Below are 20141 nucleotides of genomic sequence, written 5' to 3' on the forward strand. Positions count from 1 at the left end.
CCGCCGTTGATCTGACACCATTCCCCGGGGGCCCCGTTCGGCGGATGGACGGAGCTCGTTCGGAGAAGGTTGCGACCAGGGGACGGATGGGACCGCGCAGTGCGGGGCTACGAGAGCCAGGAGCGAGAGCCGGCGGCTGACGTCGACCACCTCTCTCGGTTCGAGGCCGAGATGAAACGGCTGAAGACCGAGCGGGAAAAGGCGATCCAGCATGCCGAGGACCTCGGCTACCAGGTCGAGGTGCTGCGCGCCAAGCTGCACGAGGCGCGGCGCACCATCATGTCCCGGCCCGCGTTCGACGGCGGTGACATCGGCTACCACGCCGAGCAGCTGCTGCGGAACGCCCAGGTGCAGGCCGACCAGATCCGCCAGGAGGCGGAGCGGGTGGCCGCGGAGGCCCGGGCGCAGACCCAGCGGATCCTCCAGGAGCACGCCGAGCAGGCCGCGCGGCTCCAGGCCGAGCTGCACCAGGAGGCGGTGACCCGCCGCCAGCAGCTGGACCAGGAACTGGCCGAGCGCCGGCAGACCGTCGAGTCGCACGTCAACGAGAACGTGTCGTGGGCCGAGCAACTGCGCGCCCGCACCGAGTCGCAGGCCCGGCGGCTGCTCGACGAATCCCGCGCCGAGGCCGAGCAGGCGATGACGGCCGCCCGGGCCGAGGCCCAGCGCCTGACCGACGAGGCCCGGCAGCGGCTGACCAGCGACGCCGAGGCGGCCCGTGCCGAGGCCGAGCAGATCCTGCTGCGCGCCCGCCGGGACGCCGAGCGGCTGCTGAACGCCGCGTCCACGCAGGCCCAGGAGGCCACCGACCACGCGGAGCAGCTGCGCAACTCCACCGCGACGGAGTCGGACACCGCCCGTCGGCAGGCCGGCGAGCTCAGCCGGGCCGCCGAGCAGCGGATGGCGGAGGCCGAGGAGGCGCTGCGCAAGGCGCAGTCCGAGGCGGAGAAGCTGGTCAGCGAGGCCGAGGCCAACGCCACGAAGGCCCTCTCCAGCGCCGAGGCCACCAACCAGCAGCGCACCCAGACGGCCAAGGAGCAGGTCGCCCGGCTGGTCAGCGAGGCCACCAAGGAGGCCGAGGCCACCAAGGCGAGCGCCGAGCAGGTCGTCGCGGACGCGCGCGCCGAGGCCGAGAAGATCATCGCGGAGGCCTCCGAGAAGGCCCGCAGCCTCACCGCCGAGGAGAGCGCCTCCCAGCTGGCGAAGGCCGCCAAGACCGCCGAGGACGTCCTGAACCGGGCGGCCGAGGAGGCCAAGCAGACCACCAAGGCCGCCGCCGAGGAGGCCGAGCGGATCCGCACCGAGGCGGAGACCGAGGCGGACCGGCTGCGCGCCGAGGCGCACGACATCGCCGAGCAGCTCAAGGGCACGGCGAAGGACGACACCAAGGAGTACCGCGCCAAGACGGTCGAGCTGCAGGAGGAGGCCCGCCGGCTGCGCGGCGAGGCCGAGCAGCTGCGGTCCGACGCGGTCGCCGAGGGCGAGTCGATCCGCGCCGAGGCCCGGCGCGAGGCCGTGCAGCAGATCGAGGAGGCGGCCAAGTCCGCCGAGGAGCTGCTCGCCAAGGCCAAGGCCGACGCCGACGAACTGCGGCAGACCGCGACCACGGACAGCGAGAAGGTCCGCACCGAGGCCATCGAGCGCGCGACCACGCTGCGCCGGCAGGCCGAGGAGACCCTGGAGCGCACCCGCCAGGAGGCCGAACGGCTCCGTGCGGAGGCCCGTGAGCACTCCGAGGCGATGCAGGCGGAAGCCGAGCGGGCCGCGGCCGAGCTGCGCGAGGAGACCGAGCGGGGCATCGAGGCCCGGCGCGCGGAGGCCGCCGACGAGCTGACCCGCCTGCACACCGAGGCCGAGGACCGGCTCACCAACGCGGACCAGGCGCTGACCGAGGCGCGCGAGGAGGCCGGCCGGATCCGCCGGGAGGCCGCCGAGGAGACCGACCGGCTGCGCTCCGAGGCCGCCGAGCGGATCCGCACCCTCCAGCAGCAGGCCGAGACCGAGGCCGAGCGGCTCCGTGACGAGGCCGCCGCCGACGCGTCGGCATCTCGCGCGGAGGGCGAGACCGTCGCCGTACGGCTGCGGTCCGAGGCCGCGGCCGAGGCGGAGCGGCTCAAGCAGGAGGCCCAGGACACCGCCGACCGGGTCCGCGCCGAGGCGCAGGCGGCGGCCGAGCGGCTGTCCACCGAGGCGTCCGAGACGCTGGCCGCCGCCCAGGAGGAGGCCGCCCGGCGGCGCCGGGAGGCCGAGGAGCTGCTCGGTTCCGCCCGCCAGGAGGCCGACCAGGAGCGCGAGCGGGCCCGCGAGCAGAGCGAGGACCTGCTGGCCCAGGCGCGCAACCGCGTCGAGGAGGCGCAGGCCGAGGCCGTACGGCTGGTCGAGGAGGCGGACCGGCGGGCCAGCGAGATGGTGTCGGCCGCCGAACTCCACGCCCAGCAGGTGCGGGACTCGGTCGCCGGGCTGCACGAGCAGGCGCAGGAGGAGATCACCGGGCTGCGCTCGGCCGCCGAGCACGCCGCGGACCGTACCCGGCGGGAGGCCGAGGAGGAGTCGGACCGGGTCCGCGCCGACGCCTACGCCGAGCGGGAGCGGGCCAGCGAGGACGCGTCCCGGATCCGGCGTGAGGCGGCGGAGTCGTCCGAGGCGGCGAAGTCGCTCGCCGAGCGGACCGTCGCCGACGCGATGGCCGAGTCGGAGCGGCTGCGGTCCGAGGCGGCGGCGCACGCCCAGCGGGTGCGCACCGAGGCATCCGACACCATCGCCCAGGCGGACCAGGACGCCGCGCGCACGCGTGCCGAGGCGCGTGAGGACGCCAACCGGATGCGTTCGGACGCGGCGACCCAGGCCGACACCCTCATCACCGAGGCGCGCAACGAGGCCGAGCGGCTCCAGAACGAGACGATCACCGAGGCCGACCGGGTCCGCGCCGACGCCATCGCCAAGGCGGAGAAGCTGATCTCGGACGCCACCGGCGACGCGGAGCGGCTGCGCGCCGAGGCCGCCGAGACGGTCGGCTCCGCCCAGCTGCACGCCGACCGGACCCGTGCCGACGCCGAGCGGCTCAAGGCGGACGCGGAGGCCGAGGCCGAGCGGATGCTCAACGCCGCCCGCGAGGAGGCCGACCGCACCCTCGACGAGGCCCGCAAGGACGCCAACAAGCGCCGCCAGGACGTGGCGGAGCAGGTCGACACGCTGATCAACGAGACGACCGCCGAGGCCGACAAGCTGCTCACCGAGGCGCAGCAGCAGGCGATGAAGACCACCGCGGACGCCGAGTCGCAGGCCGACACCATGGTGGGCGCGGCCCGCAAGGAGGCCGACCGGCTGGTGTCCGAGGCCACGGTCGAGGGCAACACGCGGGTGGAGAAGGCCCGCACGGACGCGGACGAACTGCTCGTCGGCGCCCGCCGGGACGCCACCGCCATAAGGGAGCGGGCGGAGGAGCTGCGCGACCGCATCACCGCCGAGATCGAGGAGCTGCACGAGCGGGCCCGCCGCGAGGCCGCCGAGACCATGAAGTCCACCGGCGACCGCTGTGACGCGCTCATCAAGGCCGCCGAGGAGCAGCTCGCCAAGGCCCAGGCCAAGGCCAAGGACCTGGTCTCGGAGGCCAACTCGGAGGCGGGCAAGGTCCGGATCGCCGCCGTCAAGAAGGCCGAGGGGCTGCTCAAGGAGGCCGAGCAGAAGAAGGCCACGCTGGTCCGGGAGGCCGAGGAGCTCAAGGCCGAGGCGATCCGCGAGGCGCGCCGCACGGTCGAGGAGGGAAAGCGCGAACTGGAGATCCTGGAGCGCCGGCGGGAGAACATCAACGGCGAGATCTCCCGTGTCCAGGACGTCCTGGAGGCGTTGGAATCCTTCGAGGCTCCGTCGGCCGGCAAGGACGGCGGAGTCAAGGCGGGCAGTACGGTGGGCGCGCCTCGATCGGGTGGCAAGACGTCAGAGGGCTAGAGACCGGGGCCGGTTCTGTAGTGTTCTGAGGCTTTTGGTTAAATCTGCGGCAGAGGCTTTGGCAAGCGATCTCACAGCTAGCCACTCAAAAGGGGTGTCATTCTCCAGATCAAACACGTATCCGCTCGATGACACACCGCTTCGGCCCCTAGGATTCCCCCTATCACCTCACCGGTCTCTTTCGACAGGAACCCCATGAGCGACACTTCCCCCTACGGCTTCGAGCTAGTGCGGCGTGGGTACGACCGCGCTCAGGTGGACGAACGGATCTCCAAGCTCGTCTCCGACCGTGACAGCGCTCTCGCCCGCATCACCGCTCTGGAAAAGCGCATCGAGGAGCTTCACCTCGAGACGCAGAACGCCCAGGCTCAGGTAAGCGACGCGGAGCCGTCGTACGCCGGCCTCGGCGCGCGTGTCGAGAAGATCCTCCGCCTCGCCGAGGAGGAGGCGAAGGACCTGCGCGAGGAGGCCCGGCGCGCGGCCGAGCAGCACCGCGAGCTCGCCGAGTCGGCGGCCCAGCAGGTGCGCAACGACGCAGAATCGTTCGCTGCGGAGCGCAAGGCCAAGGCCGAGGACGAGGGCGTCCGGATCGTCGAGAAGGCCAAGAGCGACGCCTCGCAGCTGCGCGCCGAGGCCCAGAAGGACGCGCAGTCCAAGCGCGAGGAGGCGGACGCCCTCTTCGAGGAGACCCGTGCGAAGGCCGCGCAGGCCGCCGCCGACTTCGAGACGAACCTCGCCAAGCGTCGCGAGCAGTCCGAGCGTGACCTGGCGTCCCGCCAGCAGAAGGCCGAGAAGCGCCTCGCGGAGATCGAGCACCGCGCGGAGCAGCTGCGCCTGGAGGCCGAGAAGCTGCGCACCGACGCCGAGCGCCGCGCCCGTCAGACCGTCGAGACGGCTCAGCGCCAGGCCGAGGACATCGTCGCGGACGCGAACGCCAAGGCCGACCGGATCCGCTCGGAATCCGAGCGCGAGCTCGCGGCGCTGACCAACCGCCGCGACAGCATCAACGCCCAGCTGACCAACGTCCGCGAGATGCTGGCGACGCTCACGGGTGCGGCGGTGGCCGCCGCCAGCTCGCCGACGGAGGACGAGCCGATCTCCCGTGGGGTTCCGGCGCAGCAGTCCCGGTAAGCGCTGGCAACGTCAAAGGCCCGCATTCCCTTCGGGGGGTGCGGGCCTTCGTCGTGGGGTGCGGTGAGTTGTCTCCGGCGTGGCTGATCTTCGTTCCGACCGTGCGGGTTGTGTGTGGTTGCTCGCGCAGTTCCTCCCCCAGCCTTCGGCCGGGGGTACCCCCAGCGCCCCTGAAGGGGCGCCGGCCGCAGTGCCCTTCTTTTAGGGGCGCGGGGAACTGCGCGACCAGCCCCCACCGGCCCGCACCCGGCCACGACGCTCAAGTGGCAGCCCCCGAACCCCGGTCTTAGCGTGGCCGCATGATCGAGCTGGCGGGCCTGACCAAGCGTTACGGCGACAAGACGGCGGTCGACGACCTCACGTTCACCGTCAGACCCGGCATCGTGACCGGGTTCCTCGGGCCCAACGGTGCCGGGAAGTCCACCACCATGCGGATGATCCTCGGACTCGACCACCCCACGGCCGGCCGGGTGCGGATCGACGGCAAGCGGTACGAGCAGCTGAAGGACCCGCTGACCTACATCGGGGCGCTGCTCGACGCGAAGGCCGTGCACGGCGGGCGCAGCGCCTTCAACCACCTGCTGTGCCTCGCGCAGAGCAACGGGATCCCACGGGCGCGGGTGGCCGAGGTGCTTGACACCGTCGGGCTGACCGCGGTGGCGCGGAAGAAGGCCAAGGGGTTCTCGCTCGGCATGGGGCAGCGGCTCGGGATCGCCGGGGCGCTGCTCGGCGACCCGCGGATCCTGATGTTCGACGAGCCGGTGAACGGGCTCGACCCGGAGGGGATCCACTGGATCCGGACCCTGATGAAATCGCTGGCCGCCCAGGGGCGGACCGTGTTCGTGTCCTCGCACCTGATGAGCGAGATGGCGCTGACCGCCGACCACCTCGTCGTCATCGGGCAGGGACGGCTGCTCGCCGACACCTCCATGGCGGACTTCATCCGGACGAACTCGCGGTCGTACGTCCGGGTCCGCTCCCCGCAGCGCGAGCGGCTGCTCGACGTGCTGCACGGGGCCGGGATCACCGTCGTCGAGACCGGGACCGGAACCCTTGAGGTGGAGGGCGGGAAGGCCGAACCGATCGGGGAGCTGGCCGCCCAGAACGGGATCGTGCTGCACGAGCTGAGCATCCAGCAGGCCTCGCTGGAGGAGGCGTTCATGCAGCTGACGGCGGAGTCCGTGGAGTACCACGCGCACGCCGACTCGCCTCCGGTGCCACAGGCCTGGGGCACCGACTGGGACAAGGGAGCGTGACATGGCCGTCGTCACCCAGGTCGTACGGTCCGAGTGGACCAAGATCCGGTCCGTCGCCTCGACGGTATGGACGCTGTCCCTGGCCGTGGTGGTCACCGTGGCCCTCGGGATGCTGCTCTCCGCGCTCGCGAACAGCCAGTTCTCCAACATGCCCGCGCGGGAACGGCTCTCCTTCGACCCGACGAACATCAGCTTCGCCGGGATGACCCTCGGGCAGCTGGCGATGATCGTGTTCGGCGTGCTCGTGGTCTCCAACGAGTACAGCACCGGGATGATCAGGGTCTCGCTGGCCGCGGTGCCGCAGCGGGCCACCTTCCTGTTCAGCAAGATCGCGGTGGCGGCCGGCCTGGTGCTGGTGGTCGGCATGGTGACCAGCTTCGCCTCCTTCTTCCTCGGGCAGGCCATGCTCGGCTCCCACCGGGCCCAGCTCGGCGACCCGGGGGTGCTGCGCGCGGTCGTCGGCGGCGGGCTCTACATGACGCTCATCGCGACGTTCTCCATGGGCGTGGCCGCGATGCTGCGCTCCCCGATGCTGTCGCTGGGCATCCTGATGCCGTTCTTCTTCCTGATCTCCAACATCCTCGGCAACGTCGACGCGACCAAGAAGATCGGCCGGTTCCTGCCGGACCAGGCGGGCAGCCACATCATGCAGGTGGTACCGAGGGTCGGCGACGACGTCCCCTACGGGCCCTGGGGCGGGCTCGGGATCATGGGGCTGTGGGTGATCGCGGCGCTGGCCGGCGGGTACGTCCTGCTGAAGCGGCGCGACGCCCAGTGACCGGGCCCGTGGCCGCAAGACTTTGCATGCTCTTGGGCGGAACCGTCAGCTCCCCGATATCCTCCTAACCCTTACGGGGGGCGTCTGCCCCGCTGTCCTGATCCTTTCGATGGGTGCGGAGCATGATCGAGGCTGTAGGCCTGACCAAGCGCTACGGCGACAAGACCGCCGTGTACAACCTTTCCTTCCAGGTACGACCCGGAGCCGTCACCGGCTTCCTCGGGCCGAACGGCTCGGGCAAGTCGACGACCATGCGAATGATCCTGGGCCTGGACAACCCGACCGCCGGCTCGGTGACCATCGGCGGCTTCCCGTACCGCAAGCTCCCGAACGCCGCCCGCCAGGTCGGCGCGTTGCTCGACGCCAAGGCGGTGCACGGCGGCCGGTCCGCCCGCAACCACCTGCTCTCCCTGGCCCAGCTGTCCGCCATCCCGGCCCGCCGGGTCGATGAGGTGCTCGGCGTGGTGGGCCTCCAGGACGTGGCCGGAAAGCGCTCCAAGGGCTTCTCGCTCGGCATGGGCCAGCGCCTCGGCATCGCCGCCGCGCTGCTCGGCGACCCCCAGGTGCTGCTCTTCGACGAGCCGGTCAACGGCCTCGACCCCGAGGGCATCCTCTGGGTGCGCAACCTGATGAAGTCCCTGGCCGCCGAGGGCCGTACGGTCTTCGTCTCCTCGCACCTGATGAGCGAGATGGCGCTGACCGCCGACCACCTCATCGTCATCGGCCGGGGCCAGCTGCTCGCCGACATGAGCGTGACCGACTTCATTTCGGCCAACTCCGCCGACTTCGCACGCGTCCGCACCCCGGACACCGAGCCGCAGCTGCGCGAGAAGCTCAGCTCGGCGCTGACCGAGGCCGGCGGCCATGTCCTGCCGGAGCAGGACGGGGCGCTCAGAGTGACCGGGCTGCCGCTGCCCCGGATCAGCGACCTCGCGCACGAGGCGGACGTACGGCTGTGGGAGCTCTCCCCGCACCAGGCCTCGCTCGAGGAGGCGTACATGCGGATGACGCAGGGCGCCGTCGACTACCGGTCCTCGATCGACGAGAAGGCGGGCCTCCAGCAGCCCCTGCCGCCGGGCGCCCAGCCGCCGGTGCCGGTGCCCGGGCAGGGCCAGCCGGGGTGGTACGCGCCACCGCCGCCCCAGCAGGGCGGCCGGCCGTTCGCCGGGCCGTACGGAGCGCCGGGGACACCCGTCGCGCCCGGGAGCGGGTACGGCGCCCCGCAGGGCCCCTACGGGCCTCCGCAGGCCGCTCCGAACCCCTATGCGCAGCCGTCGCCCGCACCGGCCCAGCCGGCCCCTGCCCCCGCATCCGCCCCCGCCGACCTGACCAAGCCCGAGGACGCCCGATGAGCACCCACCAGCCTCCGCTGCCGCAGGCCGCCCCGTCCGCGCCCCACTGGCAGGCGGCGCCGGGCGGCGCGTACCCCGGTTACGTCTCGCCGATCCCGGTGGTGCGCACCAACCTCTGGCACGCGATCTCCTCCGAGTGGACGAAGATCAGGTCGGTGCGTTCGACGATCTGGACGCTCGGCGTCTTCGTTCTCCTCGTGATCGGCATCGGCCTCCTCGCCGGCGCGGTGGTCAGCAACTCCTCCTCGTCGTCCGACGACCTGTCCGGCAGCAACGCGCTCTCGCTCGGCTTCTTCGGACTGCTGCTCGGCAGCATGTGCATCATCACGCTCGGCGTGCTGACGACCGCCTCGGAGTACGGCACGGGCATGATCCGTACGACGATGGTGGCCTGCCCCTCCCGTGCGCGCGTGCTCGCGGCGAAGGCGATCGTCTTCTTCGCGGTCGCGTTCGTGATCACCCTCGCGGCCAGCGCGTTCGTGGCCATGACGCAGGTGTCGATGCTGAGCGACATCGCCCGGACGCCGACCGCCGGGGAATGGCTGAAGGGAACCGTCGGCGTCAGCCTCTACATCGCGCTGCTCGGGCTGCTCTCGCTGATCGTCGGCTCGATCATCCGGCACTCGGCGGGCGCCATCACCATCATGATCGGCGCGGTGCTCGCCCCGCTGGTGATCGCGCTGTTCATGTTCTCGTCGTCGCTGGAGAAGGTGCGCACGGCCCTGTTCGAGTACTCGATCCCGAACCAGCTGAGCGTCTTCTACTCCAACTCCCTCGGCTCTTCCGGCCCTTCGGGCTGGGACCCGCTGTGGATCATCCTGGGCGTGACGGCCGTCGCGTTCGCGGGCGCGTACCTGCTCCTCGAGAAGCGGGACGTGTAGGACGTACCTGCCGTACGGCGCTCAGAACTTCGGCGCGTTCCTGGACCGCTGCACCCGTGAGGTGCGGCGGTCCTTCGCGTTCCAGCAGGCCTTGTGCCAGTGCCGGCGCTCGTCCACGCCCGAGTGCTCCGGCCAGGCCACCACGTGCGGGACGCCGGAGGGGATCACCTGGTCGCAGCCCGGGCAGCGGTACGTCTTGCCGACCGCGCTGGCGCCGGCCACGTGCCGCACGCTCCACTCCTCGCCCTGCCAGCTCTCCGTGGACTGCCAGCCGCCGTAGCGGTCCGCGCGGTCGTCCTCGGCGCTCCGGCCGGACGAGGCCGCTCCGTTCGGGCCCTTGGGTCGGTTGCGACGCGGGGACACGGGACACCTCTCGGGGCTATACAGGAAGCACGGGCTGTGTCCAGCCTACGACGCGCGCGCGGGGGTACGCGTAGGGCACCAACCCGCACAAGTCCCCCTCCAGGGCGACCCATTCTCCAGACAATCCGCAAATCTCTCCGCCAGGCCGTGTCCTCGGCACGTGTCAGACGGTTATGCCCGGTGGGGGAGCTCCGGGTCGGAGCCAGGAAAGCAGGAAGAAACGATGCGCGTAGGTAGTTTTGTGCTGGCCGCCCAGTTCCCGGGCCAGGGCCAAGGGGAGGCCCTGCACCGGGCGGTGCGCACGGCGGAGGTGGCCGAGGAGTCCGGTCTGGACGCGGTCTGGCTGGCCGAGCACCACTTCGTGCCGTACGGCACGTGCCCGTCGGCGGTCACGCTGGCGGCCCTGCTGCTGGGCCGCACCCGGCGGCTGCGGGTCGGTACGGCGGTGAGCGTGCTGCCCACCGTCCACCCGGTCGCCCTCGGCGAGCAGGCCGCGCTGCTGCACGTGACGAGCGGCGGCCGCTTCACGCTCGGCGTGGGGCGGGGCGGGCCCTGGGTGGATCTGGAGGTCTTCGGAGCCGGCCTGGAGGCGTACGAACAGGGCTTCCCCGAATCACTCGATCTGCTGATGCGCTGGCTGCGCGAGCCGGCCGTGTCCGCCTCAGGACCGCGCTTCTCGTTCCGTGAAGTCCCCGTCGTACCACGCCCGTCGGAGGCGCTGACGGAGGCACCGGGGCCGGAGGTGGTGGTGGCCTGCACCTCCGCGGCGAGCATCCGGCTGGCCGCCGAGCGGGGGCTGCCGATGCTGCTCGGGATGCACGTCGGCGACGAGGAGAAGGCCGAGATGGTCGCGTTGTGGCGGCAGCACGCGCGGGCGGCCGGGCGGCCGGGCGACGAGATCGCCGGGGCGGCCCATGTCTCGGCCGGCGTCTGCCAGATCGCGGACAGCCGCGCCGACGCCGCGGAGACCCTGACGAAGGCGATGCCGGGCTGGCTGAAACAGGGCCTGGAGGCGCATGTGACGGTGGACGGCCGGTTCCGCTCGATGCGGGACCCGCTCGCGTACACCGAACTGCTCTGCGGACTCCACCCGGTGGGTACCCCGCGGCTGTGCGCCGACCGCCTCGCCGCGACCTCCGAACGGACCGGCATCTCCCGTTTCGCCCTGCTGACCGAGGGCTCGGGGGATCTGGCGGCCACGGAGGAGAACGTACGACGGCTGGGTGCCGAGGTACTGCCACACCTCCGGTGACCTCACCGCCGCGGGGAGCTTGCCGCCCCAGTGACTGATGCACCTCCCGCGTGTGGAGCGGCAAGCAAGCGGCTCACTGCGTCAGTAGCAGCGGAGCACTGCGTCAGCAGTCCCGGAGCTCCGGGGACTGGTTCAGCAGCTGATTGCGCACAGAGGTGAAGCGGGCCAGCGTCTCGTCGACCGAGGCGTCCAGCGGGAACACCGCCACACGGTGGCAGTTCTGGAAGGCCAGCCGCACACCGAAGTGCCGCTGCAGGGCGCCGCGTATGGCGTCACTCGCGAGCGCACGCAGCAGCTGACCGCGTGCCTGCTCGTCCGGCGGGGGCGTCTGGTTGTCGGCGAAGTCTCCGCCGTCCACCTTCAGCTGGGCCACCAGGGAGCTGATCATCTCCCACGCGTAAGGCAGGGAGGTCCGGACGCAGTCGACGAAATCTGCTTCGTCGACCTCGCCTCGCTCGGCCTGTTCGAGTAGGGCCGGTGAGACGTCGAGCGACATGGGTACTCCTCTCGCACCCCCGAACAGCAGGGGTTGGCGGACAGGTAAGGGAGTTCGCGATACCGAACACGCTGAGTACACAATCCGCGACCTCCCGTTTACTACGGTAGGCAACGGGCGGTGACCCCACCAGGAGATTGCGTATATGCGACGGTCCCTTTAGGCACACAATCGGCCAGGGTTGAACAGGCGTGTGCAGGCGACTCTCCAGGACCGGTCGGAGACCGGTCGGAGCCGGCATCGAGAAGTGCGGTCCGCAGGGCCGCGGTCGAGGGCGGTGGTGGGCGAATCGCGTGGAGGGCGGCGCGTCGAGTAGCGTTGCCGACCATGCGTCTCGTCATCGCCCGGTGCTCCGTCGACTACGCCGGCCGGCTCACCGCCCACCTTCCCTCCGCTCCCCGCCTGATCCTGGTCAAGGCGGACGGCAGTGTCTCGATCCACGCGGACGACCGGGCCTACAAGCCCCTGAACTGGATGTCGCCGCCGTGCACCCTCAAGGAGGGGACGGGTGACGAGGAGGGCGTCTGGACCGTCGTCAACAAGGCGGGCGAGAAGCTCATCATCACCATGGAGGAGGTCCTGCACGACTCCTCGCACGAGCTGGGTGTCGACCCGGGCCTGATCAAGGACGGCGTGGAAGCGCACCTGCAGGAGCTGCTGGCCGACCGGATCGAGACGCTCGGCGACGGCTACACGCTCATCCGCCGCGAGTACATGACGGCGATCGGCCCGGTGGACATCCTCTGCCGTGACGCCGAGGGCCAGACCGTGGCCATCGAGATCAAACGCCGTGGCGAGATCGACGGCGTCGAACAGCTCACCCGCTACCTGGAACTCCTGAACCGCGACCCCCACCTCGCCCCCGTCCGGGGCATCTTCGCGGCCCAGGAGATCAAGCCCCAGGCAAAGGTCCTCGCCACGGACCGCGGCATCGGCTGCACCATCCTCGACTACGACGCCCTGCGCGGCATCGAGGACGACAAGCTGCGCCTGTTCTGACCGGGAGCGGGGCGGGCCGACGGCCCTGAACACGCCGACGAACCACGCCGGTTCCACGACCGCCGACGACCACTCCCGTCAGCTACTGCCTCTGCCGTCCCCGCCCCCACACCGCCGCGACGGTCAGCCCCTACGGCGGTAACCGGCGGTGCCGGGCCGCCTTTCGGCGGGCTCGGCACCGCCGGTCCGTGCCATCGTGGCTTGACGCCGTCGCGGCGGTTTTGGAGCGGGCGGCGGAGCGAGAACAGCCGTACGGTGACCGGCGGTGCTGTGACGGCCCGAGGCGAGTTCTGCCCGGGCCCGACAACCTGAGGCGAATCTTGTCCAGTCCCGACGCCCCGAGGCGAGTTCTGCCCAAGGCTGGGAAGTTACGTCGCCCAACCCCAAAACCGCCGCGACGGCGCTCAGCCCCGACGGCGGTGACCGGCGGTGCCGGGCCGGCCTGAGCCGGGTTCGGTGCCGTCGGTTCGCGCTGTCGCGGCGGAGTGGGTGTGGGTGTGGGTGTCCCACGCGTGGAGCGTGGGACACCCAGGGCTCAGATCAGGGTGCCGGTCGACGTTCCCGTGCCGCTGCTCTCCGACGCGCTCGACGTCGCGACGCTCGGGGAGTCGGAGGCGGGGCCGCTCGCCGTGTCGGTCGTGCTGGGAGTGTCGGACGGGGTCGTTGACGAGGGCGACGCCGACGGGCTCGCCGACGGCGACTCCGACGACTTCGACGGGCTCGGTGAGGGCGACTTCGAAGGTGAGGGCGACTTCGACGGCGAGGCCGAGGGCGAGTGGGTCGTCCCGCCGCCCGACGAGCCCTTCGTCCCCGAAGCCGAAGCCGAAGGCGTCTTCGTGTCGGACGGGGGTGTCGGGTCGTCCGACGTGCCCAGGGTGCCGTCGGGGCCCGGGTCGGTCGGCTTGGTGGTGGTCGTGCCGGTGTTGCCCGTGCCCGTCGTCCGGCCGGGGTCGGCGCCCAGGCTGCCGTCGCCCGTGCCCTCGCTCGCCGAGGGGTTGACGCTCACGTTGTCGGACGGGTTGTCGGCGTTGTTGTTGGAGGTCATGCCGAGGGTGACCACGGTGCCCAGGACGGCCGTCAGGAGCACGCCCGCGCCCACCGCCACCAGATTGCGGCGGGCCATGCGGACCAGGCCGCCCCCGCCGCCCTGGGACGGCGTCGGCTGCCCCGGGACCCTGTGGGTGACCAGCGTGTCGGAGACCGGCGAGTGGACCGCGGGGAAGGGCGTGGTGACCCCGCCGGCCGGGGATATGGACTCCTCGTGACGGGCGTCGGGAATCTCGTCGCCCGTCATCGCGGCGACCGGGACGACCTCGCCCGAGCGGTCGGCCACCAGGGCGAGGGCCCGTCGGCCGGCCGTCGTACCCCGCTTGTCGGAGAGCGCCCCGCGCAGCCCGATCGAGGCCTCCAGCTCGGCCCGCGCCCGGTCCAGCCAGCCGCCGCAGAGCGCGAATATGCCGAGTTCGTGGTGGAAGTAGGCCTGTTCGCCGACCTCACCGGCGAGGCGGGCGGCCTCGGCGCCGGCCCGCAGGGCGCGTTCCCAGGCGCTCCAGTGCAGCCCCGCCGCGAACGCGGGCGCGGCCGTCCGGGCCAGCCGTACCGGCGTGCTCTCCTCGTCCTCCGCCGGCGGCACCGTCTCGGGGACGACCACCGTCAGTGCGGCGAGGATCGCGTCGGACTCGGCGCAGACCCGCTCCGGGGTGACCGAGGGGTGCCCGGCCCACCAGCCGTAGTGCTGGGCGGCGGTGAGAGCCTGGGCCGCCGCGTCGTCGGCGTATCCGGCGGCCTCCAGCTGCTGCAGGACGCCCGCGGCGAGCCGGTAGCGGGAGCCCACCGGGGAGACCAGTCCGCAGCCCGCCAGTTCGCCGAGGGCCGCGTCCGCGTGGGTGTCGCCGACGAGGGCCGGCAGATGGGCCTGGTGCGGCACCTCGCCGCCGAGGGCGACCGCGAAGCGCAGGGTTGCCCGGGCGGAGGCGCTGAGCCGGGAGGCGAGCAGCGGGGCGGGCGCGGCGGCCTCGCCGAGGGACGGGAGCGGGACCTCCTCGGTCGTCTCGGCGTCGAAGGGCGCGTCGGCCGGCAGCTCGGAAAGGGCGGACAGTTCGGGCAGGTCGGACGCGAAGACGCCGAACTCGTCCACGGCGCCCGTGCTGGCCCGCACCTGGTCGCGCTGGCGCAGCAGCGCGCCCGCCTGGACGAACCGCAGCGGCAGGCCCTCGGACTCGAACCAGAGGTCGCCGGCCCAGTTGGCCTCCTCCTCGGTGAGCACCCGGCCGACCGCGCGCTCCAGGATGTCGACGCCGCCGGCCCGGTCCAGGCCGCTGAGGAAGACCTCCTCGACGGCGGAGTCGGCGGAGGGCGCCGGCACGTCCGGAGTGGCGCCGATCAGGAAGGCGCACTCGGGGGTGGCGTCGACCAGCTCGTCGAGCCCGGCGCCGCCGAACTCGACGTCGTCGAGGACGACGACCGCGCCGATGTCCCGGATCAGTTCGAGGAGCTCGTCGGGGTCCGGGCGGTGCGTGGGCGCCTTGTAGACGGCGTGGAAGAGGTCGTGGAGCAGGTCCTCGGGCGTGCGGTGGAAGCCGTTGAGGCGGACCACGCCGTCGGGTGCGAGGTCGGAGCAGTCGTCGGCGACCAGGTCGAGGAGTGCGGTGCGGCCGGAGCCCGCGGGGCCGGTGAGGCGCACCGAGCGGCCGCGGGCGAGGAGCCGGACCAGCCGCTCGCGGTCGTCCTGGCGCTCCAGGAGCGGCAGCTCGGGCCGGGCGGGGCCGGGCGGAACCGGCGGCCGGACGGCGCGCTCGTGCTCGGCGCGCTCGGCGGCGGTGCGCTTCTCCGCTCTGGCGGGCCGCTCGGTCGGCGGGCAGGGTTCTATCTCGCTGCCGTCGACGGGATTGACGGTCAGCAGGAAGTCGCCGGCGACCAGCCGCGTGGTGCGGGCCGTCGCCGGGGCGCTCTGACCGAAGTCGTTGGTGAGGGATTCCCTGGGCGGGCGCTGGCGCGGCGTGCTGCCTCCCCCAGTCTCGAACAGGCTCGACCGGGAGGTACCCCCATCGTCCTGGCCGTACCCCTCGGGTCCCGGGTTGATCGGGTCCATAGGTTCCTAGCCCCCCAAAAGCGTCGTGTGCCGAATACCGGCCCCTCCCGGCCTGTTGCACACCGCGCTGTCGCTTCTGGTCCGGGCCCGCGCTCGAAGGGTGGCAAGGGCGGCGGGCGACCGAACCTTAAACCTTCGCACAGTATCTACGACAGTCCGGGGTACCGCGCCGTCCGAGACATCACGGTCTCGTGAGGATTGCGTCTGACGTGCGCATGCATGCCGTCCGACCGGGTCACCCCCGTCGCCCGGTTCACACCGGATCGCCGTGTCCCGACGGTTCGCCGCCGCACAGCCGGTCACCGCGGCACAGCCGGCCACCGGTCCATCGCGGCACAGCCGGCCGCCGGTCCCGGTGTCACACCCGGGGCAGCGACTCCAGACCGATACCCCCCTCGATCGCCAGGATCCGGTGCAGCCGGGTGGCCACCAGCAGGCGCTGCATCTGCGGCGGCACGCCGCGCAGCACCAGGCGGCGGCCGCAGCGGCCGGCCCGCCGGTGGGCCCCCATGATCACCCCGAGTCCGGTGGCGTCCCAGGAATCCAGCTCGGACAGGTCCAGCACCAGATCGCCGACTCCGTCGTCGACGGCCGAGTGCAGGACCGTACGGGCGTCCGCCGCGCTGCGGACGTCGAGGCGGCCCCCGACGACCAGCTCGGCGTGGTCGCCCCTGATGTACATATGCGCTCCCCGAGAGTGCGTGTCCTACTCCGTGAAAGTGTTGTCCGGTATTGCAACGTCTGACTGCGTTCGCCGGTCAGAGGTTGCCATCTGTAAGCGAACCGATACCGAATTCACCCCGGAGAGTGAAACCTCCGGGGTTTGTGCGTTTTGACAGGCGATCAGAGGATCTACGTACTGATGTTTCAGTACGTGTAGAAGCCCTGCCCGCTCTTGCGCCCGATGTCACCGGCGTCAACCATCCGGCGCATCAGCTCCGGCGGGGCGAACTTCTCGTCCTGTGACTCGGTGTAGATGTTGCTGGTGGCGTGCAGCAGGATGTCGACGCCGGTGAGGTCGGCCGTGGCCAGCGGACCCATGGCGTGTCCGAAGCCCAGCTTGCAGGCGAGGTCGATGTCCTCGGCGGTGGCGACGCCCGACTCGTACAGCTTGGTGGCCTCGACGACGAGCGCCGAGATCAGCCGGGTCGTCACGAAACCGGCGACGTCCCGGTTGACCACGATGCAGGTCTTGCCGGTGGACTCGGCGAACTCCCGCGCGGTGGCGAGGGTTTCGTCGCTGGTCTTGTAGCCGCGGACCAGTTCCACGAGCTGCATCATCGGCACCGGCGAGAAGAAGTGGACGCCGACGACCCGTTCCGGGTGCTCGGTGGCGGCCGCGATCTTGGTGATCGGGATGGCGGAGGTGTTGGAGGCGAGTACGGCCTCCGGGCGCACGATCTTGTCGAGGGCGCGGAAGATCTCGTGCTTGACTTCCAGCTTCTCGAAGACGGCCTCGACCACGATGTCCGCGTCGGCGACCGCGTCCAGGTCGGTGGTCGTGGTGATGCGGGCCAGGGCGGCGTCGGCGTCGTGCGCCTCCAGCTTCCCCTTGCTCACGAACTTGCCGTACGAGGTCTGGATCCCGCCCACGGCACGGTCCAGTGCTTCGTCGGTGACGTCACGCAGGACCACGTCCCAGCCCGCCTGCGCGGCGACCTGGGCGATGCCGGAACCCATCAGGCCGGCCCCGATGACGGCAAGCTTCCGTTCCACTCCACTCCCCTTACACGCTGTTGAGGTATGCCTCTTGGGCGGGACCCTAGCGCTCGTCGGGGGCCGGGAAACCCGGTAAGTAATGCGTGTCACGGTCTCAGGACGTGAGACAACCGTCACGTCCCGTCAGGCGGTCCCGGCGGCATGGTCCGTTTCACGCCACGCATGGCGTAGTCCGCCGCCACCGAGGACACCTTTACGCTGGCCACATGGTCAATCTCACGCGCATCTACACCAGGACCGGCGACCGTGGCACCACCGCCCTCGGGGACATGAGCCGGGTCGCCAAGACGGATCTGCGGATCTCGGCGTACGCCGACGCCAACGAGGCGAACGCGGTGATCGGGACGGCGATCGCGCTGGGCGGCCTGGCGGAGGAGGTCGTCAAGGTGCTCACCCGGGTCCAGAACGACCTCTTCGACGTCGGCGCGGACCTGTCGACGCCGGTGGTGGCGAACCCCGAGTTCCCGCCTCTGCGGGTCGAGCAGTTCTACATCGACAAGCTGGAGGCGGACTGCGACCGCTTCAACGAGCGGCTGGAGAAGCTGCGTTCCTTCATCCTGCCGGGCGGCACCCCGGGAGCGGCCCTGCTCCACCAGGCCTGCACGGTCGTGCGGCGGGCCGAGCGGTCGACGTGGGCCGCGCTGGAGGTGCACGGCGAGGTGATGAACCCGCTGACGGCGACCTACCTCAACCGGCTCTCGGACCTGCTGTTCATCCTTGCCCGCACGGCCAACAAGGACGTCGGGGACGTGCTCTGGGTCCCGGGCGGGGAGCGGTAACTCCGCCGCCGGTGCGGGAGTTGGGGATCCGACGGCCGTATACAAGAGTGGTCCAGACCTATTGACCGGTGGTCCAGACCTTTCTATTCTCGCGGCACCATGGGCATGAAGGCTCAGTCATGCCCACGTCACCCCGATCAAGAGGGAGGCGCAGCATGCGCTTCAGACACAGAGTCGCGGCAGGGCTCGCGACGCTGGTGCTCCCCCTGGCCGGCCTGGTGGGCATCGCGAGCCCCGCCCAGGCCGCGACGTCCGCCACCGCGACCTACGCCAAGACCTCGGACTGGGGTACCGGCTTCGGCGGCCAGTGGACCGTCAAGAACACCGGTACCACCACCATCAGTTCGTGGACCGTCGAGTGGGACTACCCCTCCGGAACCTCGGTCACCTCCGCGTGGGACGCGGACGTCACCTCCTCCGGCACTCACTGGACCGCCAAGAACAAGTCCTACAACGGCTCCATCGCCCCCGGCGCCTCCGTCTCCTTCGGCTTCAACGGCGCCGGTTCGGGATCGCCCAGCAACTGTCTGCTCAACGGGGCGAGTTGCGACGGAGGTACCACCACCCCGGGCGACTCGGCGCCCTCCGCGCCCGGCACCCCGACCGCGTCCAACGTCACCGACACCTCGGTGCAGTTGAACTGGTCCGCCGCCACCGACGACAAGGGCGTCAAGAACTACGACGTGCTGCGCGACGGCAAGGTGGTCTCCACGGTGACCACCACCTCGTACACCGACTCGGGTCTCACCGCCGGCACCGACTACTCGTACACGGTCCAGGCCCGCGACACCGCGAACCAGACGGGACCGGTCAGCGGCGCGGTCGCCGTCCACACCACGGGCGGCACCACTCCCCCGACCACCGGTTCCAAGGTCAAGCTCGGCTACTTCACCGAGTGGGGCATCTACGGCCGCAACTACCAGGTCAAGAACCTGGTGACCTCCGGGTCCGCGGCGAAGATCACGCACATCAACTACGCCTTCGGCAACGTCACCAACGGCCAGTGCGCGATCGGCGACGCCTACGCGGACTACCAGAAGACGTTCACCGCCGACCAGTCGGTCAGCGGCGTCGCCGACACCTGGGACCAGCCGCTGGCCGGCAACTTCAACCAGCTGCGCGAGCTGAAGGCCAAGTACCCGAACATCAAGATCCTGTGGTCCTTCGGCGGCTGGACCTGGTCCGGCGGCTTCGCGCAGGCGGCGGCCAACCCGACCGCGTTCGCCAACTCCTGCTACAACCTGGTCGAGGACCCGCGCTGGGCCGATGTCTTCGACGGCATCGACATCGACTGGGAGTACCCGAACGCCTGCGGCCTGAGCTGCGACACCAGCGGCTCGGCGGCCTTCAAGAACCTGATGTCCGCGCTGCGCGCCAAGTTCGGCTCCTCCGCCCTGGTCACCGCGGCCACCACGGCCGACGGCTCCGCCGGCGGCAAGATCGACGCCACCGACTACGCGGGCGCCTCACAGTACGTCGACTGGTACAACGTGATGTCGTACGACTTCTTCGGCGCCTGGGCGACCACCGGCCCGACGGCCCCGCACTCCCCGCTCACCTCGTACACCGGCATCCCGACCGCCGGCTTCGACACGGCCGACGCGATGGCCAAGTTCAAGGCGCAGGGCGTACCGGCGAGCAAGCTGCTGATCGGCATCGGGTTCTACGGCAGAGGCTGGACCGGCGTCACCCAGGACGCGCCGGGCGGCACGGCCACCGGCGCGGCGACCGGCACGTACGAACAGGGCATCGAGGACTACAAGGTCCTCAAGACGTCCTGCCCGGTCACCGGCACCATCGCGGGCACGGCGTACGCCCACTGCGGCACCAACTGGTGGTCGTACGACACCCCGTCGACGATCGCCGGGAAGATGAGCTGGGCCAAGTCCCAGGGCCTCGGCGGCGCCTTCTTCTGGGAGTTCAGCGGCGACACCAGCAACGGTGAGCTGGTGAGCGCCATCAACTCCGGGCTGAGCTGAGTCCTGCGCCCACCCCCCACCCGGGGGGGGGGGGGGGGGGGGGGGGGCCCGCCCCGCCCCCCCCCCCCCCCCCCCCCGGCGCGCGGGGCGGGCGGCGGCGCCCCGCGCCCGGCCCCG

The 20141-nt window shown here is 71.4% G+C and carries 15 protein-coding genes; 10 read left to right on the forward strand and 5 right to left on the reverse strand.

Going from position 1 to position 20141, the window contains the following annotated elements; translation table 11 throughout:
* Positions 1 to 99: 99 nt before the first annotated feature.
* The 6 genes from scy (at position 100) to ACFY0P_RS43405 (ending at position 9346) form a co-directional block, all read left to right on the forward strand.
* The gene (gene scy, locus ACFY0P_RS43380) at positions 100 to 3948 is read left to right on the forward strand and encodes a polarized growth protein Scy (protein WP_388926878.1); all 3849 of its coding nucleotides are present in this window, start codon (positions 100 to 102) and stop codon (positions 3946 to 3948) included.
* Between the two features lie 195 nt (positions 3949 to 4143).
* Positions 4144 to 5079 carry a cellulose-binding protein gene (locus ACFY0P_RS43385; RefSeq protein ID WP_388926881.1) on the forward strand — a complete coding sequence of 312 codons (936 nt, stop codon included), beginning with the start codon at positions 4144 to 4146 and terminating at the stop codon, positions 5077 to 5079.
* A 299-nt stretch (positions 5080 to 5378) separates the two neighbouring features.
* A complete protein-coding gene (locus ACFY0P_RS43390; RefSeq protein ID WP_388926884.1) occupies positions 5379 to 6335 on the forward strand; it encodes an ABC transporter ATP-binding protein in 957 nt (318 codons plus the stop codon).
* Between the two features lies 1 nt (position 6336).
* The gene (locus ACFY0P_RS43395) at positions 6337 to 7113 is read left to right on the forward strand and encodes an ABC transporter permease (protein ID WP_388926887.1); all 777 of its coding nucleotides are present in this window, start codon (positions 6337 to 6339) and stop codon (positions 7111 to 7113) included.
* A gap of 122 nt (positions 7114 to 7235) precedes the next feature.
* Positions 7236 to 8465, forward strand: a complete 1230-nt coding sequence (locus ACFY0P_RS43400) for an ABC transporter ATP-binding protein (RefSeq protein ID WP_388926890.1) — start codon at positions 7236 to 7238, stop codon at positions 8463 to 8465.
* Positions 8462 to 9346, forward strand: a complete 885-nt coding sequence (locus tag ACFY0P_RS43405; protein ID WP_388926893.1) for an ABC transporter permease — start codon at positions 8462 to 8464, stop codon at positions 9344 to 9346. The genes ACFY0P_RS43400 and ACFY0P_RS43405 overlap by 4 nt, the downstream gene beginning before the upstream one ends.
* Before the next feature lie 21 nt (positions 9347 to 9367).
* On the opposite strand, the gene ACFY0P_RS43410 is transcribed toward ACFY0P_RS43405, so the two are convergent.
* On the reverse strand, positions 9368 to 9709 hold the full coding sequence (locus ACFY0P_RS43410) for an ATP/GTP-binding protein (protein ID WP_388926896.1): 342 nt from the start codon (positions 9707 to 9709) through the stop codon (positions 9368 to 9370).
* Positions 9710 to 9932: 223 nt separating this feature from the next.
* On the opposite strand from ACFY0P_RS43410, the gene ACFY0P_RS43415 reads away from it, so the two are divergent.
* Positions 9933 to 10961, forward strand: coding sequence for an LLM class flavin-dependent oxidoreductase (locus ACFY0P_RS43415; RefSeq protein ID WP_388926899.1), 1029 nt, complete (start codon positions 9933 to 9935; stop codon positions 10959 to 10961).
* 103 nt (positions 10962 to 11064) lie between these two features.
* Here the strand turns inward: ACFY0P_RS43415 and ACFY0P_RS43420 are convergent, their stop codons facing one another.
* Complete coding sequence (locus ACFY0P_RS43420) at positions 11065 to 11457, reverse strand: SCO5389 family protein (RefSeq protein ID WP_089098747.1); 393 nt, start codon at positions 11455 to 11457, stop codon at positions 11065 to 11067.
* 327 nt (positions 11458 to 11784) lie between these two features.
* Between ACFY0P_RS43420 and nucS the strand changes: the two genes are divergently transcribed.
* A complete protein-coding gene (nucS, locus tag ACFY0P_RS43425; protein ID WP_358987176.1) occupies positions 11785 to 12456 on the forward strand; it encodes an endonuclease NucS in 672 nt (223 codons plus the stop codon).
* A gap of 535 nt (positions 12457 to 12991) precedes the next feature.
* On the opposite strand, the gene ACFY0P_RS43430 is transcribed toward nucS, so the two are convergent.
* From ACFY0P_RS43430 to ACFY0P_RS43440, 3 genes are all read right to left on the reverse strand, one after another.
* A complete protein-coding gene (locus ACFY0P_RS43430; RefSeq protein WP_388926903.1) occupies positions 12992 to 15547 on the reverse strand; it encodes an ATP-binding protein in 2556 nt (851 codons plus the stop codon).
* A 358-nt stretch (positions 15548 to 15905) separates the two neighbouring features.
* On the reverse strand, positions 15906 to 16229 hold the full coding sequence (locus tag ACFY0P_RS43435) for an STAS domain-containing protein (protein WP_388926906.1): 324 nt from the start codon (positions 16227 to 16229) through the stop codon (positions 15906 to 15908).
* Positions 16230 to 16414: 185 nt separating this feature from the next.
* Positions 16415 to 17263, reverse strand: a complete 849-nt coding sequence (locus ACFY0P_RS43440; RefSeq protein WP_388926909.1) for a 3-hydroxyacyl-CoA dehydrogenase family protein — start codon at positions 17261 to 17263, stop codon at positions 16415 to 16417.
* Positions 17264 to 17472: 209 nt separating this feature from the next.
* Here ACFY0P_RS43440 and ACFY0P_RS43445 point away from each other — a divergent pair, with 209 nt between their 5' ends.
* Positions 17473 to 18045, forward strand: coding sequence for a cob(I)yrinic acid a,c-diamide adenosyltransferase (locus tag ACFY0P_RS43445; RefSeq protein WP_388926912.1), 573 nt, complete (start codon positions 17473 to 17475; stop codon positions 18043 to 18045).
* A gap of 155 nt (positions 18046 to 18200) precedes the next feature.
* On the forward strand, positions 18201 to 20024 hold the full coding sequence (locus ACFY0P_RS43450; RefSeq protein ID WP_388926915.1) for a glycosyl hydrolase family 18 protein: 1824 nt from the start codon (positions 18201 to 18203) through the stop codon (positions 20022 to 20024).
* Positions 20025 to 20141 lie beyond the last annotated feature (117 nt).

Source organism: Streptomyces sp. NPDC001714, assembly GCF_042892755.1.
Lineage (GTDB): Bacteria > Actinomycetota > Actinomycetes > Streptomycetales > Streptomycetaceae > Streptomyces.

Excerpts from the sequence above, each read along its gene's own strand:
- ACFY0P_RS43405 (WP_388926893.1), top strand. The coding sequence starts at position 8,462 with ATGAGCACCCACCAGCCTCCGCTGCCGCAGGCCGCCCCGTCCGCGCCC.
- ACFY0P_RS43420 (WP_089098747.1), bottom strand. The coding sequence starts at position 11,457 with ATGTCGCTCGACGTCTCACCGGCCCTACTCGAACAGGCCGAGCGAGGC.
- ACFY0P_RS43415 (WP_388926899.1), top strand. The coding sequence starts at position 9,933 with ATGCGCGTAGGTAGTTTTGTGCTGGCCGCCCAGTTCCCGGGCCAGGGC.
- ACFY0P_RS43430 (WP_388926903.1), bottom strand. The coding sequence starts at position 15,547 with ATGGACCCGATCAACCCGGGACCCGAGGGGTACGGCCAGGACGATGGG.
- ACFY0P_RS43395 (WP_388926887.1), top strand. The coding sequence starts at position 6,337 with ATGGCCGTCGTCACCCAGGTCGTACGGTCCGAGTGGACCAAGATCCGG.
- ACFY0P_RS43450 (WP_388926915.1), top strand. The coding sequence starts at position 18,201 with ATGCGCTTCAGACACAGAGTCGCGGCAGGGCTCGCGACGCTGGTGCTC.
- ACFY0P_RS43390 (WP_388926884.1), top strand. The coding sequence starts at position 5,379 with ATGATCGAGCTGGCGGGCCTGACCAAGCGTTACGGCGACAAGACGGCG.
- ACFY0P_RS43435 (WP_388926906.1), bottom strand. The coding sequence starts at position 16,229 with ATGTACATCAGGGGCGACCACGCCGAGCTGGTCGTCGGGGGCCGCCTC.
- nucS (WP_358987176.1), top strand. The coding sequence starts at position 11,785 with ATGCGTCTCGTCATCGCCCGGTGCTCCGTCGACTACGCCGGCCGGCTC.
- ACFY0P_RS43385 (WP_388926881.1), top strand. The coding sequence starts at position 4,144 with ATGAGCGACACTTCCCCCTACGGCTTCGAGCTAGTGCGGCGTGGGTAC.
- ACFY0P_RS43445 (WP_388926912.1), top strand. The coding sequence starts at position 17,473 with ATGGTCAATCTCACGCGCATCTACACCAGGACCGGCGACCGTGGCACC.
- ACFY0P_RS43400 (WP_388926890.1), top strand. The coding sequence starts at position 7,236 with ATGATCGAGGCTGTAGGCCTGACCAAGCGCTACGGCGACAAGACCGCC.